This window comes from Brevundimonas sp. KH_058 (genome assembly GCF_057838505.1).
In genome coordinates, this window is sequence record NZ_CM174469.1 from 3,350,317 (window position 1) to 3,367,138 (window position 16,822).

Consider the following 16,822-nt stretch of genomic DNA (forward strand, 5'->3'; position numbering starts at 1 on the left):
ATGGCCGACACAACCAACAAGCTGGGCCACAAGATCGGTGCGCGCGGTGGGAGAACCCGCCAGGCGATCCTCGACGCGACCCAGCGCCTGTTGAACGAGCGGCATTACGGCGAGATCCGCGTCGCCGACCTCGCCTCGGCCGCCGGCGTGTCCCCTTCGAATTTCTACACCTATTTCAAGACGGTCGAAGAGCCTGTTCTGGCGTTGTGCGAGGTCGCAGCGACCGATTTTCAGGGTCTGGCGGCGCATTTCCAGGCGGACTGGCCGGGCGACAAGGCCTTCGCCATCGCGCGCGCCTTCATCCTGGACGTGATGGCGATCTGGCGAAGCCACGGCCAGGTGCTGCGGGTCGAGCACATGCTGGCGGACAATGGCGACGTGGCCTTCGTCGAGAGCCGGGTGCGTCGTCTGCGCCGTCTTCACCTCGCCATCGAACGCCGCGTGGCCCAGGCCCACGCCAGCGGCCTGCATCCCAAGGACTACAATCCGCGCCTGGCCTCGTACCAGATCGCCTCGATTGCGGAATCGACGGCGGCCAGTTTCGACCTGCTGCGCCGCGCCGACACGCCCGAAGCCATTCTGGACACGGCCGCCATCATCATCGTCAAGCTGACGACGGGGCGTTAGAGCCCCAGCGGTCCGTAGAGCCAGGTCAACCAGATCCCCACAGCCAGGAAGACGCCGAACGGCAGCTTTTCCGTCGGGCTGACCGTCCGGCGCACCACCAGCATGCCGAACACCAGGCTGAGCCCCACGGCGCAGGCCCACAGCAGTACACTGGGCAGGCCCAGCCATCCCACCCAGGCCCCTGCCCCGGCGAACAGGAAGGGGTCGCCCCCGCCCAGGCCTTCACGCTTGCGAACGATCTTGTAAATCCAACCGACTAGCCACAGCCCACCGAATCCGACAGCCGCTCCGACCAAGTGTGACAAGGCTAGGTCCCAACCGATTATCGCCGCTGCCGCTAGCCCCGTGGCGACCAGCGGCCAGGTTAGGACGTCGGGCAGCCAGAAGTTCTCGCCGTCGATGATGGCGATCAGCAGCAACTGCCAACCCAGGACGGCGGTCACTGCGACCATCAGCCAGGACGCCCCGCTGAGACCTGCCCAGACGCCCACTACGACCCCGCCCAGCTCGATCAGCGGATAGCGCTGCGAGATGCGCGTCTGGCACCGCGCGCAACGGCCTCGTAGGGCCAGCCAGCTGAACAGCGGAACCAGCTCCCATGCGCGCAAAGGCCGATCGCAGCCCCGGCATCGCGAGCGGGCGACGACGATGTCCTCGTCACGCGGCAGGCGCACACTGACGGCGGCGATGAAACTGCCGAAAATCAGGCCCAGCCCGCCCATGACGGCGGCGGCGATCACAGGGTGCATCGAGACGTCCAGAAGGCGGCGAACGCCTGTGGCTTAGCCGCCTCCGAGCGCCACCGCCACATGATAGGTCACGAAGGACGCCAGATAGGCCAGACCGAACATGTAGCCGATCATGATCCAGGTCCATTTCAGCGAGTTGGTCTCGCGCCGAACCACGCCCAGCGTCGCCACGCATTGAGGCGCGAAGATGTACCAGGCCAGGAAGGACAACGCCGTCGCCAGCGACCAGTGCGAGGCCAGGGTCGACGTCAGAAGGCCTGTCGCATTCTCTGCATCCGCAATGGCGTAGGTGGTGCCCAGAGCCGCAACCGCGACCTCGCGCGCCACCATGCCGGGGATTAGGGCGATGACCATCTGCCAGTTGAAGCCGATGGGGGCGAAGATCGGCTCAAGCGCGCGACCCAGCATGCCTGCGAACGAATAGTCGATGGCCGGCAGGGTCGCGTTCTCGGGCGGATAGGGGAAGGTCGCCAGCACCCACAGGATGATGACCAGCGGCAGGATGATGCGGCCCGCACGGTTCAGGAAGATCTTGGCCCGGAGCCACAGATTGAAGCCGACGCTGCGCAGGTCAGGCGTCTTGTAGGCCGGAAGCTCCATCATGAAGGGCTCGACCGCGCCGCGCCAGAACACCTTGCGGATAACCAGCGACACGAGAAGCGCGCTGACGATGCCGGCGGCGTAGAGGCCGAACATCACCAGTCCCTGCAGATTGGCGAAGCCCCAGACCGTCTCGTTGGGAATGAAGGCAGAGATGATCAGCGTATAGACCGGGATTCGCGCCGAACAGGTCATCAACGGCGCGACCAGAATGGTGGTCAGGCGGTCGCGCTTGGAATCGATCACCCGTGCGGCCATGACGCCGGGAATGGCGCAGGCGAAACTGGACAGCAGAGGGATGAACGCCCGCCCGTGCAGCCCCGCCCCACCCATGATCTTGTCCATCAGGAAGGCCGCCCGGGCCATATAGCCGAAGTCTTCCAGGGCGATGATGAACAGGAACAGGATCAGGATCTGCGGCAGGAAGACCAGCACTTTGCCGACGCCGGAAATGATCCCGTCCACGATCAGGCTCTGCAACAGGCCATCGGGCAGGACCGTCGCGACCAGACCGCCCAGCCAGCCTATGCCGCCCTCGATGCCGTCCATCAGCGGCGTAGCCCAAGCAAACACGGCCTGGAACATGACAAACAGCAGGGCCATCAGGATCAGCAGCCCGCCGACCGGATGCAGCAGGACGGAATCGATCTTGCCGGTCAGGGTGTCGGGCCGCTCGGGCGGGCGGACGCAGGCCTTCATGATCCGCTCGGCCTCGCGCGCGGCGGTGCGCAGTTCGGCGGCGTCGGGGCTGTGCCATTGGCTTTCGGTCACGGCGGCGACGGTGGCCCGGTCTTCGATGGCGACGATCAGATCGTCGATGCCGCGCTTGCGCGTGGCGACCGTTGTGATGATCGGCACGCCCAGTTCGGCGCCCAGCCTCTCCAGATCGATCCTCAAGCCCTGGCGCTGGGCGATGTCGTACATGTTCAGCGCCAGAACCATCGGCCGGCCGACGGCCTTCAGCTCCAGGATCAGGCGCAGGACCAGACGCAGGTTGGTGGCGTCGGCGACGCAGACCACCACGTCGGGCGGCGCCTCTCCGGCCAGACGCCCCAGGACGGCGTCGCGCGTGACCTCCTCGTCCGGGCTGCGGGCGCGTAGAGAATAGGTGCCCGGCAGGTCCAGCACCGACATGGTCCGGCCCGAGGCGGCGCGGATCAGACCTTCCTTGCGCTCCACCGTGACGCCGGCGTAGTTGGCGACCTTCTGGTGGGCGCCGGTCAGGGCGTTGAACAGGGCCGTCTTGCCGCTGTTGGGATTGCCGACAAGCGCGACGCGGGCGGTCTTCAGGGCGATGTCCATCATACCGTATCCAGCTTGATCGTCAGGCTCTCGGCCTCATGCCGCCGCAGGGCCACCCGCATGTCGTCCACCTTCATGGCGATGGGGTCCTGGCCGAATAGGCCTTCGTGCAGCAACTCGATCTGTGCGCCCTCGACGAAGCCCAGTTCGAGCAGGCGGCGTTCTAGCTCCACGGCCTCACTTTGGTGATGACAATGGGCGCCCACCTGGACGATGACGCCGCGATCGCCGCGTCGGGCCTGGCTCAGCTTGATGGTATCGGTCAATTCTACGCTCGCACGGGCGAGGCCGCTCCCCGGCGGCTCCGCGTTTCTTTGACAGTGATTATCAGGTGCGAGCCCCCCGCGTCCAGCAGGACAGCTTGACCAATTGCCGCGCCGACGCATTGCGCTATCACAGGCTGAACAGGAGCCGTCATGACCCGTTTCGCCCTCGCCGCCCCGCTGCTTCTCGCACCCATCCTCGCCTTGGCCGCCTGTGGGCAAGGCGAGCCGTCATCGACGCCCCCCGCCAAGCCCGTTCATGTCCTGACGGAGACCGAGAAGGCGACCCTGCTGGCCTCCCTGCCCACCCCTTACAATTCAGGTGATCTGGAAAATGGCCGCCGCGCCTTTGCGCGCTGCCGCTCGTGCCACACCATCGGCGAGGGCGGTGCGGACATGACGGGGCCGAACCTGCATGGCGTATTCGGGCGTGAGGTCGGGGCAAGGCCGCGCTACAGCTATTCCAACGCCCTGCGGAATGCGAACTTCGTCTGGGACGCCGAAAAGCTGGATCACTGGCTGCAGAACCCGCGCGGCTTCCTGCCCGGCAACAAGATGACCTTCCCCGGCCTGCCCGACGCCACGGACCGCCGCGACGTCATCGCCTTCCTGAAGGTGGAGACGGGCTACAAGCCGGAGCCGGCGCCCGCCTCCTGATCATTCAACCTTCCGGCAGTTCCCTGGGTCCGCCTTCGCGCATTTCCTGGGCTTCCCACTCCTCGATCTTGCGGGCGGTCCATTCCGGCGACTTGGTGAAGCGCGCCAGGACGCCATAGATCACCGGCACCACAAACAGGGTCAGGACGGTGGCGAAGATGGCGCCGGTGAAGATCACCACGCCGATCGTCTGACGGCTGCCGGCGCCTGCGCCTTGCCACAGCACCAGCGGCAGGGCGCCGAAAGCCGTCGCGATCGAGGTCATGATGATCGGCCGCAGACGCAGCGACGACGACTCGATAATCGCCTCCCGAATCGACCGGCCCTGGTCGCGCAGTTGGTTGGCGAACTCGACGATCAGAATGCCGTTCTTGGCCGCCACCCCGATCAGGATGATCAGGCCGATCTGGCTGTAGATGTTCAGGCTGGAACCCGCCATCAACAGGCCGAACAGGCCGCCCGCCGCCGCCAGCGGCACCGTCAGCATGATGACCGCCGGCGTGATCCAGCTTTCGAACTGGGCCGCCAGCACCAGGAAGACCAGTAGCAGCGCCAGGCCGAAGGCCGCGAGGACCGCACCGCCAGCCTCCTGCTGGTCGCGCGCCGCCCCGCCCCACTGGGTCACGACGCCGCCTTGCGGCTGTTTGGCCGCCTCGGCCCCAAGGAATTGGATCGCGTCGTCGATGGTCGTACCGGGGTTGAGGTCGGCTTGCAGCGAGATCGACCGCTGGCGATCCAGACGGCGACGGTCCGGCGTGTCGCCGGTGGTCTTGGTCGTCACCACCGCCGACAGCGGCACCAGCTGCCCGCCGCCGGTCGCGACGTACAGGGCCTCCAGGTCCGAGACCTCGCGCCGGTTGTCGCGCTCGGTCTGCAGGATGACATCGTATTCCTGGCCGCCCTTGATGTAGGTCGTGGCGCGGCGGGATCCGAACATGGTCTCCAGCGTGCGGCCGATGGACTGGGACGACACGCCCAGCGCCGCCGCCTTCTGCGGATCGACATCGACCAGCAGGCGCGGCGAGTTCGGCTCATAGTTCAGGCGCGGGCGCGAGAAGCCCGGATTGGCCTGGGCCGCGGTCAGCAGCGGCTGAAGCCAGGCGTAAATCTGCTGATAGTCGCTGCCCGTGGCGATCAGTTCGATGGAGTTGGAGTTGCCGCCCCCGCGCTGGAAGGCGCCGGGAGTCGAGGCATTGACCTGGGCGTCCGTCTGGCCGCGCAACTTGCCGTTCAGCTCCTGCGCGATCTCGGCCGCCGTCCGGTCGCGCTTGGACCAATCGGCCAGGGTCAGGACGGCGTTGCCTGAGTTGAAGCTGCCGCCGCCGAAGCCGGGCGCCGAGACCAGATAGCTATCCGCCTCGCCGCTGGCCTTGTATTCGGCCAGCAGGGGCTCCAGCCCCAGCATGATCTTGCGGGTATAGTCGAAGCCGGCGCCCTCGGGGCCGGCGACGCGCACCGTGACCCGGCCGCGATCTTCGTCAGGAACCAGTTCGTTGGGCAGGGTCAGGAAGATGCCGCCAGCCCCAGCCGCAACCAGCAGGATCAGGGCGCCGACACCGATCACGGCGATGCGACGGCCCAGCATCATGTCCAGCGACCGCGCATAGGAGCGTTTCAGCCGATCCATGCCCCAGTCCACCCGCCGCGCGACCCAGCCGCCAGTGTGCGCCGGCTTCAGGATCTTGGACGCCAGCATCGGCGACAGGCTGAGCGCCAGGAAGGCCGAGAAGGCCACGGCCGCCGCGATGGCCGCCGCCAGTTCGACGAACAGACGCCCGACATATCCGGGCAGGAACAGCAGCGGCGCGAACACCGACAGCAGGACAATGGTCGTCGCCACGACGGCGAAGAAGACCTGACGAGCGCCGCGTTCCGCCGCGACCAGTGGCGGCTCGCCCAGGTCCAGACGACGCTGGATGTTCTCGACCACCACGATGGCGTCATCCACCACCAGGCCGATGGCCAAAACCAGGGCCAGCAAAGTCAGAAGGTTCAGCGAGAAACCCAATGGCGCCAGAACGATGAAGGTCGCCAGCAGGCAGATGGGCGCCACGATGGACGGGATCAGCGCCGCACGCAGGCTGCCCAGGAAGATGAAGTTGACCAGGGCTACCAGCGCCATCGAGATGCCGATGGTGATCCAGACCTCGTCGATGGCGTGCGAGGTGAAGACCGAGTTGTCCGACCCGATCTCGATCGTCACGCCCGGCGGCAGGCTGGGCCGGATATCGTCGATCATCGCATGGACGCCGTCCGAGATGGCGAGGTCGTTCGACTGGGCCTGACGGGTCACGGCCAGACCGATCTGATCCATGCCGTTGCCGCGGAACAGGCGGCGACCCTCTTCCGGCGCCTCCTCCACCCGGGCGATATCGCCCAGGCGCGTCACATAGGTGGGCTGGCCCTGGACGATCGCCGAAGACCCGCTGCCTGTGCCCGTGGCGACCGACACCGAGGTCGTGGCCGAACCGCGTGTGCCGATGGGCAGTTGGCGGAAGTCGTCGGGCCGGGCGTAGGTGCGGGCGACGCGGACGGTGTAGTCCTTGTCCGTCGATTCCAGCGAACCGGCTGGCAGTTCGACATTCTGGTTGGTCAGGGCCGTCTCGACGTCGTTGACCGTCAGGCCGCGCGCCGCCATGGCGGCGGAATCCAGCCAGACCCGCATCGAATAGCGCTGCTCGCCATAGATGTTGACCTGGGCCACGCCCGGAACCGTCGCCATCCGGTCGATCAGATAGCGGTCGGCATAGTCAGTCAGCTGCAGCCGGTTCATGCTGGTCGAGCGCAGGAAGACGATGATGATTGGCTGGCTGTCGGAATCGGCCTTGGCCACTTCGGGCGGATCGGCCTGATCCGGCAGGCGACCGACCACCCGACTGACGCGGTCGCGCACGTCGTTGGCGGCGTCGTCGATGTTGCGGTCCAGCGAGAACTCGATGTTCACGTTCGAGCGGCCGTCGCGGCTGGTCGAGTTGATGCGTTCGACGCCCTGGATGCCGGCGATCTGCTGCTCGACCGGCTCGGTGATCCGGCTCTCGATCACTTCGGCCGAGGCGCCGGCGTAGGTAGTGTTGACCGAGACGATGGGCGGATCGACGTCCGGCAGTTCACGCACCGGCAGGAAGAAGAAGGCCGCCGCGCCGATCACGCACAGCACGATGGCGGCGACGGCCGCGAAGACGGGCCGCCGGACCGAAACGTCGGACAGCATCATTGGGCGGCGCCCGACTTGCGGTCGGCGCCCGCGACGCTGACCGGCGCACCCGGCTGGATGCGGTTCAGGCCCGAGCCGACGATGCGGTCGCCCGCCTCGATGCCCGACAGGATTTCGACGAAGCCGTTCTCGACCGCGCCGGTCTCGACCTCGACCCGCTGGGCGGTCGAGCCGTTCTGACCCGGCGCGATGCGGTAGACGAAGGCGCCGGCGCCCTCATATTGCACGGCCGATTCCGGGGCCGCGGCCGCCTGGCGCTGGCCCTGCTGGACCACGACGCGCAGCAGCATGCCGGGGCGGATGCGACCGCCGGGATTGGCGAACTCGGCGCGGGCCGTGGCCGCGCGGGTCGTTTCGTTGACGCGGGTGTCGATCAGGGCGATCCGGCCCTGGAAGGGTTCGTCGCCATAGGCGTCCGCCGTCGCCGTCAACTGCGCGCCCGGCTGCAGCAGGTTCAGATAGCGTTCCGGCAGCGGGAAATCGACGCGGATGGTCGAGGTGTCGTCCAGCGTCGTGATGACGGCGCCCGGATTGATCAGCGTGCCCGGCGTCACCGTCGTCAGGCCCACGCGACCAGCGAAAGGCGCGCGGATGACGCGATCCCCGCGTCGCGCCTGAGCGGCCTCAAGCGACGCGCGGGCGGTTTCCAGCCCCGTCTCGGCCTGTTCCAGCAACACCTGAGGCGCAATGCCCCTATCGGCCAGCACCTTGTAGCGATCATATTCCCGCTGGGCCTGATTGACGTTCGCGCGGGCCTCGATGATGGCGGCGTCTTCCTCGCGCCCCTGAAGCTCGACCAGGGGCGCCCCGGCCGACACCAGCTGACCGTCCGTGAACAGGACGCGCGTGATAAGTTCGGTGGTCGAGGAGGTGATGTTGACCGACCTCTGTCCCCGCGCCACACCCAGCACCCGGATCTGGTCCGAGAATTGACGCTGGGCCACCACCGCCTGCGACACCTGCTGGCCGCCGCGTCGCGCGCCGCCCGCGCCCGGCGCCTGGGCGGACTTGTCGTCTCCCATGGAGATTTTCACGATGGCGGCGATGACCATCAGCCCCAGCAGAACGGCTGCGGCGATGAGGAAGAAGTGACGTTTGATCACGCGGGAGTCTCTCGGTCAGGGGGACGCCGCATGCATTACCGGGTAATGAAGTGCGCGCAATGTTACGTATCAGTAACGTGGCGGATCACATTTTCCGTCGCAGAAATCTTCCCTAAAAACGACGCCACAACGCCACGACCGGCCCACGAGCGATGGCGGCCTCGCGCCCTGCGACGGTTTGTCTCCATCCGGCCTGCACGCTCCAGCCGCCGAAATCGCGCACGATCGAGGTTTCCAGCGACAGCCAGCGCGACCCGCCGTCCGCCGCCCCGCCGAAGGCTTGACCCAGCACCATCCAGTCGCGACCGATGCGGGCGCCCGCAGTGGCGTCGATGCGGGTCTCATCCGGCAGGCCGTCACGCAGGCGACGCGCAGCCTGAAGCTCGACGAACGACCCGTCCATGCCCCAGCGCTTGCCCATGTCGCCCAGCGACCGGCCGACCGAAACCCGCGCCTCCCAGTCGTGTTCGCCGACGCCCGGCTGGGCATAGCCGGCGTTGCGCCCCTCCCCGGCCCAGGTGTAGCCGCCATATAGGCTGACGGCGTTACGGTCGTCGCGCCAGACCTGCCAGGTCGCGCCGATCTCTATCGGACCGCGCCCGTTGTATTCGACGAAGGCGTCCTCCCCGTCCTGCCAGTCGGCCTTCAACTGCAGGGTCAACCGGTCCGACGCGCCATATTCAGCGAAGAGGCCCAGCGCCGCGTCACGCCGCTCTCCCGGCAGGTCGCGCTCCTCGCCCGAGGCGTCGAAACCGGTATCGGCGCTCAGCCGCTCATATTTGACGATCGCCTGCCCCTTGCCCTTGGGCTGGGTCCAGGCGCCGGCGAAAGCCTGGGCGGGCGCCAGCGCACTTAGCGCCAGCACCGCCGCAGCCCAGGCGAGACCTAGGCGTCGTATCCCGGCGACTTGCGATCCAGCTGACGCAGGGCGCCCGGCCAGGCCAGGGCCGAGATGAAGCCGATGCTCCGTCCCTGCTCTTTCGTCTCCGCCTGCGCCTCGTCGGGCGCCAGCAGGATGTGCTGACGCCCGCCCGACAGGGCAGCGACCTGCTGTGCGCAGGCCCTCTCCAGGAAGAAGATGCCGATCCATGCCTGAGCCGCCGTTTCCCCGACCGCCAGCGTGCCGTGGTTTCGCAGCAGCATCAGCGGTTTGTCCCCCAGATCGGCCACCAGACGTTCGCGTTCGTCATGGTTCAAGGCCAACCCCTCGTACCCATGATACGCAACCTGATACTGTAGTAAACACGCGTTCTGGCTGATCGGCAGCAAACCTTCCGCCTGAGCCGCGACGCCGACGCCGTTCACCGTATGCAGGTGGATGACGAACCTGGCGTCGTCGCGTGCCGCGTGGACGGCCGAGTGGATGGTGAAGCCCGCCGGATTGATGAAGTTGGTCGTGTCCTGGACGATGTTCCCCTCCAGATCGACCTTCACCAGCGACGAGGCCGTGATCTCGTCGAAATAGAAGCCGTAGGGATTGATCAGGAAATGATGCTCGGGCCCCGGCACGCGCGCCGAGATATGGGTGAAGATCATGTCATCCCACCCATGCAGGGCGACCAGCCGATACAGGGCCGCCAGCTCAACGCGGACCTGCCATTCGGCCTCGGACACGCGGGATTTGATCGAAGGACTCGTTCCGTCCGCCATGGTTTCCTCCTGCCTCTGAACGGGCTTTGAGGAACCGTCCCCCTGCACGCCAGCGCCGTCAACCCGCCTTGACCGATGTTGACGCCACGTCACTGGCCGTTCGTCAGCTTTGCTTAACGCCGTCTTCACGACCCCGCCTTATGGTTAAGCATCGTCGTCGGTTCGGGGAGCCGCTGTGTCTGTCGTTCAATTGGAGACGCCCCGCGACGCCTGGGACGACCGGACTGTTTCCCAACTCCTGATCCTGGCGCAAAGTCGCTCGGCGGAGGATCGCCAGCGACTGCTGCTGAAGGTCACCTCCCTTTGCGAAGCGACGCACCCGCCGGCCGAGGTCGGCCCGCTGCTCAGCGACATCTTCCTGACCCTGGCGGCCCAGGCCGAGCGGGACATCCGACTGGCCCTGTCCGAACGCATCGCCGGCGTCGATTGGGCGCCGCCCGCCCTGATCAACATGCTGGCGCTGGACGAGATCGAGATCGCCCGCCCGGTCATCACCGCTAGCCCCCTGCTGAAGGACGCCGACCTGATCCGGCTGCTGATCGAGGCGACGCTGGAACATCAGATCGCGGTGGCGCGACGCCCCCAACTGTCCCGCCCTGTAGCGGACACGATCATCGACCGAGGCGAAGCGGTGACCATGACGGCCCTGGCGTCGAACCGGTCGGCGGACATCAGCGAAGAGGCCATGCGCAAGCTGGTTGACCATTCGCGCCGCATCGCCGGCCTGCGTGCGCCGTTGACGCGCCATCCCCGGCTGAACGAACAACTGGCCCAGCAGCTCTATCAGTGGGTCGGCCAGGCCTTGCGCCAGTCGATCGGCGAACGGTTCCGCATCGACGACGCCCAACTGAACGCCGCCGTCCAGCAGGCCGCCGCCAAGGCCGTGGGCAGCCCGGAATGGCGCACCGCACCCAACAGTCGGCTGGTCGAGGATCGCGAACGCTCTGACATGGAACGTCGCCTGGTGGACAAGCTGCAGGCCGCCAGCCAGTTGCGTCCCGGCCTGCTCGTCCGCGCGTTGCGGGAACAGCGGTTCGAACTGTTCGAACAGGCGCTCGCGGCCCTGGGCGGTTTCAGCGACGCCCAGGTGCATCACGCCGTACGCGCCCCGACCGCCGAACCCCTCTATCTGGCTTGTATCGCCGTGGGCGTGGACAAGGCCGTCTTCGCCTCCCTGCTGGTCGAGGTGCGCAAACTGTCAGGCGGAATGCCTGCCGACGGCGGCTGGACGGCGACGCCGATGAACGCCCATTCGGCCTCTCGCGCCTTCCGCCAGATGATGGAAAAGCCCGCGATCGTTTGACTTCGCCGTCAAGCTCGGCTCACGTCCCCGCCGTGACCCAGTCCAGTGCCTCCTCCCCCATTCCCACCTCGCCGTCGCTGGCCTTCGTCGCCAGTGACCGCCCGGAAGCTCAGGCGGCGCGCAAGGCGCTGATCGCCCGCTATGGGGCGGTGCCTGAAGACAAGGCCGACGTGATCGTGGCCCTGGGCGGCGACGGTCAGATGCTGGAGACGCTGCACGGCAACCTGCGCCAGCGCACGCCCGTCTATGGGATGAACCGCGGCTCGGTCGGCTTCCTGATGAACGACTACGAGGAAGAGGGCCTACTGGAGCGAATCACAGCCGCCGAACGCACCGTCATCCATCCCCTGCAGATGGACGCCTGGACCGAGAGCGGCGAGGTCCATACCGGCCTGGCCATCAACGAGGTCTCGCTGCTGCGCCAGACGCGCCAGACTGCAAAGCTGCGGATCACCGTCGACGAGCGGGTGCGGCTGGAAGAACTGTCCTGCGACGGCTGCCTGGTGGCGACGCCGGCGGGATCGACCGCCTATAATCTGTCGGCGCATGGCCCGATCATTCCGCTGGACGCCCGCATCCTGGCCCTGACGCCGATCAGCGCGTTTCGGCCCCGGCGCTGGCGCGGCGCCCTGTTGTCGCATGGCGCCAAGGTGCGGTTCGAGGTGCTGGAGGCCGACAAACGGCCCGTCTCGGCCACCGCCGACAACTTCGAGGTTCGACGCGTCGCCCGCGTCGAGGTGCGCGAACGTCGCGACCTCACCCTGACCATGCTGTTCGACGCCGGACGCTCGTTCGACGAACGCGTGATGGCCGAACAGTTCGCCAACTGATCCGGTCACGGGTTCTTAAGTCCGATCCCGTAAGTTTGCATCAAAGTCCTATGGAGCCCGCCATGAGCAATCCGGCGCAGATCACCCCCCCGACGAACGCCCTGCGCATGAAAGTCGGCGGCGGTTTCGGCATCAATGCAGACGCCATCGCCCGCGCCGAAGAGGCGCTGAAGGCCATGTCGGCCCAGTTCGGCCAGTGGCTGAACGACGAAATCGTCAAGCTGGACAAGGCCCAGGCCGACATCCGCGAACAGGGCTATAACTCGACCACCGCCGAAGCCCTGTATTTTCGCGCCCACGACCTGAAGGGTCTGGGCACGACCTACGAATATCCGCTGGTGACGCGCATCGCCGGTTCGCTGTGCAAGATGCTGGACGACGCCGACCGCCGCATGGCCGCGCCGGTCGCCGTGCTGGACGCCCACATCGACGCCATCCGCGCCGTGGTCCGCGACCAGATCAAGACGGACGAACACCCCACCGGTCGCGCCCTGGCCGAAACCCTGGAAGCCCGCGTCGCAGACTATCTCGCAGGCTGAACGTCCCTCCAGCCGTTTGCGAAAGGCCCGCCGACTTGGCGGGCCTTCTTCTTATGCAGCGTTGGCGGCGCTGAGAGACAATGACGGCGACTGGTCGAGACGCTCCATCAGATAGGCCAGGTCGTCGCGTTGGACGTTGGGCCGCTGGGTCAGGAACCGCTCCAGCATCTGTTCGCGGAAATAGGCGCTGGACGTGTCGATCCCCTCGGACGCCAGAGCACGCCAGGTATCGACCCCGGCGCGGAAAGCCTGGAACAGGCGCGGCGGCAGGCCCGCCCGATCATAGATGGCCTTCAGCCCCAGCGGCCCGGCGTCATGCACCATAAGCCAGGCCCGGTGGTGGGGCGTATTGGCCAGCTCGGCCAGGCCATGTTCGAACATTGCCATCTGACCGCGCGCCAATCCACGCAACAGAAGCGAGGCGTTCAGGACGCGACGCGCATTCAGATGGGTCATGAAGCCAGCCAGATCCGAACTGACGGCGGCCTGATCGACCAGATCGACAGTCGTGCGCTCGCGCGCATATTGGGCCAGACGGATGGCCGTCTCCGGTGCGACAGCATGGCGGCTGATCAGATGTTCGCGCACCGCGTCGCTGGCCAGTTGGATCAGGCGCTCGGTCACGCTCAGCGGCAGAACCTGGCGATAGGCCAAGGCCGTCAGCACCTCTGGCGTCTCGGCGAAACGATCGACCACGGCCGCCAGGGCGGCTTCCGACAGGTCAGCGTTGTCGTTCGCCGCCACGGTGCGAACAGCCTGTTCGCAGCCTTCCTCGGCCAGCACGGTCGCGACATCGCGCGAGACCCGCGACCGCCCCGCCACCGCGACCTGACGCACCGCCGACCCGGCGCGCACGATCTCGATCAGATCCTCGTCGCTGAAGGCCGGAGAAGAGGCGATGATCGGCAGGGCGATGCTGTCCAGATCGCCGGCCAGCTTGCGCGCCACATCATTGGGGATCAGGTCCGACGCCTTCAGCGTGACGGCCATGGCGCGTCGCACCAGTTCGGCCGCGTCGTTGGCCAGCAGCCGCAGGATCTTCTGCGCCGCCACCCGATCGTCCTCGTCCAGATCGGCGCGTTCCATGTTGCGGCACAGCTTGTGCGCCGCCTCGGCGCGCTCGTCGTCGTCCGTCGCCTTGATGAGGCGTCGAATGTCCACTTCTGTCAGGCGTGCGCGGAAGGCGGTCATGGACGGCTCGTCATGGAATCGGGCGTTGATCCCAGAATGAGACTGCCATGCTTAACGGGCAGTTTACCATCGGTTGCCAAGTGACGACTCAGGTCGATTGTTTGCCATTTGGCGAGAAAGCGCCGCCGAAGCCGTTGCTGGACGACCCATCCTGACCCAGCAGCAGGGCCAGCAGCCCCTGGTCCTGCTTCAACCGGTCCATCCGCGCCGCCAGCATCTGGTCCTTGTCGCTCAGATTCGGGATGGCGTATTTGGTTTCGCCCGTCCCGGCCGCCGGCGCGCCCTCGCCCGCCGTGCGTTGCAGATTGGCGTGAACCTCGGCGACCGTGGCGGGGCGGCCGCTCCGGTAGAAGATGCTGCGATTGGCCCGCGCGGCGTCGGGGAACAGGGCCACGGCGCTGGCGCCCGGATTGCGATCCATCGCCTGCATCAGGCCCGCCGCCCCTGCCGGCCCCAGGAAGTGGGCGGCATACAGATCGCCCGCCCCCGGCTCCTTGCCCGTCCGCCCACGAAGATAGGCCGCGTTGGACGCCGTCAGTTCGGCCGCCATGGTCGATGCGGCTTGGGGGTCGAACCTCAGATCCAACACGACATTGCGCGCCGAACCGTCCACTCGCCAACGACCGTCGCTGCCTCTTTGGATCAGGTCGGCATACTGGCCATAGCCGTGCTGGGCGCCGTGTTGCTTGACGGTGCCGAGCCAGGTCTGCTCGATGAACTGGAACAGGCCGGCCGCCGAAGACGTCGGGGCCTTGGCGGACGGGTTCATCGCGCTTTCGCGACGCGCCGTCTTGATCAGGAAGTCGTAGTCCACGCCCACGGCGTTCGACGCGCGCCGAATGGCCGCCTCTACCCCGCCTGCCGATGGAATCGCTCCGATGCCCATGTGCGGATGGTCGGCGAACGTAGTTAACCAACCCTTAATTCTTAACGCCACCGTTAACGGATCGACATTGGTCGAACCCCGAAACATCCGCCGTAAAGCCGCCACAACCTGCGCGCTCAACTTGCAGTTACGGGCGCTGCGGGGGCGGTGAACGAGGGAGTGAAGCCATGATGATCCGTGCCGCCGGTGGACCCGGCTTGATCAGCCCCATCGACTTCGGGGAACGCAAGAAACCCATCCCGCGCTGGATGCTGGGCGCCATCGGCGTCTCGGTCGTCCTGCACGTTGCGGCGGGGGTGGTGCTGTATAATCAGCGGTTCGAGCTGAAGGGCGCGCCTATCGAGGACATCTTCGACCCGCCTGTCTCAGTGACAATGACACCGCCCAAGCCCAAGCCGTTGCCAATCCCCGAAACAGCGGCGCCGCCGACGCCCATTCACAAATCGCCGATCCCTGTGCCGAATACTGTGCAAACGATCCCGCTGACCCCGCCTGAGCCCGGCGTCGCAACCGCTCAACCGGGCCTGCCAACCATCAGCGTCGCCCCAACCGGCGTCGAAGGCGGCGCCGCCACGGTCGAGACCCCGCCCCGCCCGCCCTCGGTGATCAACAATCCGACCTGGGCCAGCCGCCCGTCAGCGGCGCAGATGGCGCGTGCCTATCCCACCCGCGCGGCGGAAAACGGCACGCCGGGTTCCGCCAGCCTCAGTTGCATCGTGGGCGTGAGCGGCGGTCTAACCGGCTGCCGCGTCGTGGGCGAGACCCCCAGCGGCCAAGGCTTCGGCCGCGCCGCCCAGGGTCTGACGCGCGCCTTCCGCATGAACCCGCGCACCGTGGACGGCCGACCCGTCGACGGCGCCACGGTCAACTTCACCGTCCGCTTCGCAATGGCGGGCTAGAACCGACCAGGATCGAGGGCGCGGGCTTCCATCAAGGCCGCCCGCCCCTCGATCACATCGGCCACGATCGCGCCCACCAGCGGCCCCAGCAGCCAGCCGTTGCGACGCGGCGCCAAGGCCATGAACAGCCCCTGCCCGCCCGGCGCGGCGCCCGCCAGCGGCAGACCGTCCGCCGTAGCCCCGCGCACGCCCGCGCGCCATTGTATGTCCACCGGCTCGGGCGACCGGTCCAGCACGCGCCACGCCGCCTGCGTCAGGCGCTCGGACGTTTCGGCATCCCGCCCCGTGTCTCGCCGCCCCGGCTCCATCGTCGCCCCGATTACCGCACCCGAGGCCATCGGCGCGACATAGGCCCCCGGCCCACGCACGACATGATCCACCAGATTTCGGGCCGCGACGCCGATCTGCCCCCGGATCGGCTGGATGCCGTCGATCAGACCCTGAGCTGCTTCAGGCAAACCCGCGACGGCCTCGCCCGCGCCCGTCGCCAGCACCACCGCCTCGGCGTCCAAAGTCAGGTCGCCGACAGAGACCCGCCAGCCGTGGTCGGTTTGAAAGATACCCGTCACCCGCCCTATAACGACGGCCTCGCCAAGCGCCTGTTTCAGCGCCGACAGCGCCTGTTCGGGATCGACCTGATAATCCTCGTCGGTCGTGACACGGTCGCCCTCGCGCCGAGCTTTGAAGCCCAGCGCGCGCAGCCTAGCCTCCATCCCGTCCGCGTCGCCGCCCCGCCACTCGGCCGGTCGATGCGCCAGAACGATCCCCGCCGCCGCCGCGAACGCGGGCCACAGGTCGCGCCCTGCCCGAAACAGCAGGGCGTGATCGGGCGACACGTCGTCGATGGCCGATTCCATCGCGGGCGCGATCATCCCCGCCGCGACCAGGGAGGCGTTCACCTCCCCCGGATCGATCACCACCATCGCCCGGCCGCGCCGATGCAGTTCGAACGCGGTGCAAAGGCCAAGCACGCCGGCGCCGACGATCACGATGGGAGGGCAAGACATCA

At 67.3% G+C, this 16,822-nt stretch carries 16 protein-coding genes; 6 read left to right on the top strand and 10 right to left on the bottom strand.

The genetic code is table 11. From position 1 onward, the window contains the following. The gene (locus AC3ISA_RS16545; protein ID WP_346497511.1) at positions 1-627 is read left to right on the top strand and encodes a TetR/AcrR family transcriptional regulator; all 627 of its coding nucleotides are present in this window, start codon (positions 1-3) and stop codon (positions 625-627) included. Here AC3ISA_RS16545 and AC3ISA_RS16550 read toward each other — a convergent pair. From AC3ISA_RS16550 to AC3ISA_RS16560, 3 genes are read right to left on the bottom strand one after another with little or no spacing between them, the layout of a single operon-like run. Next, on the bottom strand, positions 624-1,376 hold the full coding sequence (locus AC3ISA_RS16550; protein ID WP_489178734.1) for a prepilin peptidase: 753 nt from the start codon (positions 1,374-1,376) through the stop codon (positions 624-626). The two genes, AC3ISA_RS16545 and AC3ISA_RS16550, sit on opposite strands and share 4 nt — an antisense overlap. A 33-nt stretch (positions 1,377-1,409) precedes the next feature. Further along, a complete protein-coding gene (gene feoB / locus AC3ISA_RS16555; RefSeq protein ID WP_489180128.1) occupies positions 1,410-3,278 on the bottom strand; it encodes a ferrous iron transporter B in 1,869 nt (622 codons plus the stop codon). Continuing rightward, the gene (locus AC3ISA_RS16560) at positions 3,278-3,544 is read right to left on the bottom strand and encodes a FeoA family protein (protein ID WP_372692138.1); all 267 of its coding nucleotides are present in this window, start codon (positions 3,542-3,544) and stop codon (positions 3,278-3,280) included. The genes feoB and AC3ISA_RS16560 overlap by 1 nt, the downstream gene beginning before the upstream one ends. A gap of 150 nt (positions 3,545-3,694) precedes the next feature. Here AC3ISA_RS16560 and AC3ISA_RS16565 point away from each other — a divergent pair, with 150 nt between their 5' ends. Further along, the gene (locus tag AC3ISA_RS16565) at positions 3,695-4,198 is read left to right on the top strand and encodes a c-type cytochrome (protein WP_489178735.1); all 504 of its coding nucleotides are present in this window, start codon (positions 3,695-3,697) and stop codon (positions 4,196-4,198) included. A gap of 4 nt (positions 4,199-4,202) precedes the next feature. On the opposite strand, the gene AC3ISA_RS16570 is transcribed toward AC3ISA_RS16565, so the two are convergent. From AC3ISA_RS16570 to AC3ISA_RS16585, 4 genes are all read right to left on the bottom strand, one after another. Beyond that, entirely contained in the window at positions 4,203-7,409 is a 3,207-nt protein-coding gene (locus tag AC3ISA_RS16570) for an efflux RND transporter permease subunit (protein ID WP_489180129.1), read from the bottom strand. Further along, positions 7,409-8,515, bottom strand: a complete 1,107-nt coding sequence (locus AC3ISA_RS16575) for an efflux RND transporter periplasmic adaptor subunit (protein ID WP_489178736.1) — start codon at positions 8,513-8,515, stop codon at positions 7,409-7,411. The genes AC3ISA_RS16570 and AC3ISA_RS16575 overlap by 1 nt, the downstream gene beginning before the upstream one ends. A 112-nt stretch (positions 8,516-8,627) precedes the next feature. After that, positions 8,628-9,380, bottom strand: a complete 753-nt coding sequence (locus AC3ISA_RS16580) for a hypothetical protein (RefSeq protein ID WP_489178737.1) — start codon at positions 9,378-9,380, stop codon at positions 8,628-8,630. A 20-nt stretch (positions 9,381-9,400) separates the two neighbouring features. Continuing rightward, on the bottom strand, positions 9,401-10,165 hold the full coding sequence (locus tag AC3ISA_RS16585; RefSeq protein ID WP_489178738.1) for a class II aldolase/adducin family protein: 765 nt from the start codon (positions 10,163-10,165) through the stop codon (positions 9,401-9,403). Positions 10,166-10,340: 175 nt separating this feature from the next. Here AC3ISA_RS16585 and AC3ISA_RS16590 point away from each other — a divergent pair, with 175 nt between their 5' ends. From AC3ISA_RS16590 to AC3ISA_RS16600, 3 genes are all read left to right on the top strand, one after another. Next, positions 10,341-11,468: a DUF2336 domain-containing protein gene (locus AC3ISA_RS16590; protein ID WP_489178739.1), complete on the top strand. Its 1,128-nt coding sequence runs from the start codon at positions 10,341-10,343 to the stop codon at positions 11,466-11,468. 32 nt (positions 11,469-11,500) lie between these two features. Beyond that, a complete protein-coding gene (locus AC3ISA_RS16595; RefSeq protein ID WP_489178740.1) occupies positions 11,501-12,298 on the top strand; it encodes an NAD kinase in 798 nt (265 codons plus the stop codon). A gap of 62 nt (positions 12,299-12,360) precedes the next feature. Continuing rightward, complete coding sequence (locus AC3ISA_RS16600; RefSeq protein ID WP_428154934.1) at positions 12,361-12,837, top strand: Hpt domain-containing protein; 477 nt, start codon at positions 12,361-12,363, stop codon at positions 12,835-12,837. Positions 12,838-12,888: 51 nt separating this feature from the next. On the opposite strand, the gene spbR is transcribed toward AC3ISA_RS16600, so the two are convergent. Further along, positions 12,889-14,028 (bottom strand): SpbR family protein, encoded by a 1,140-nt coding sequence (gene spbR / locus AC3ISA_RS16605; protein ID WP_489178741.1) that lies wholly within the window; start codon positions 14,026-14,028, stop codon positions 12,889-12,891. A gap of 88 nt (positions 14,029-14,116) precedes the next feature. After that, positions 14,117-14,914, bottom strand: coding sequence for a transglycosylase SLT domain-containing protein (locus AC3ISA_RS16610; RefSeq protein ID WP_489178742.1), 798 nt, complete (start codon positions 14,912-14,914; stop codon positions 14,117-14,119). Positions 14,915-15,081: 167 nt separating this feature from the next. Here AC3ISA_RS16610 and AC3ISA_RS16615 point away from each other — a divergent pair, with 167 nt between their 5' ends. Beyond that, entirely contained in the window at positions 15,082-15,813 is a 732-nt protein-coding gene (locus AC3ISA_RS16615) for a TonB family protein (protein ID WP_489178743.1), read from the top strand. Here the strand turns inward: AC3ISA_RS16615 and AC3ISA_RS16620 are convergent. Continuing rightward, positions 15,810-16,820 (bottom strand): NAD(P)/FAD-dependent oxidoreductase, encoded by a 1,011-nt coding sequence (locus AC3ISA_RS16620; protein WP_489178744.1) that lies wholly within the window; start codon positions 16,818-16,820, stop codon positions 15,810-15,812. The two genes, AC3ISA_RS16615 and AC3ISA_RS16620, sit on opposite strands and share 4 nt — an antisense overlap. Between the last annotated feature and the right edge of the window lie 2 nt (positions 16,821-16,822).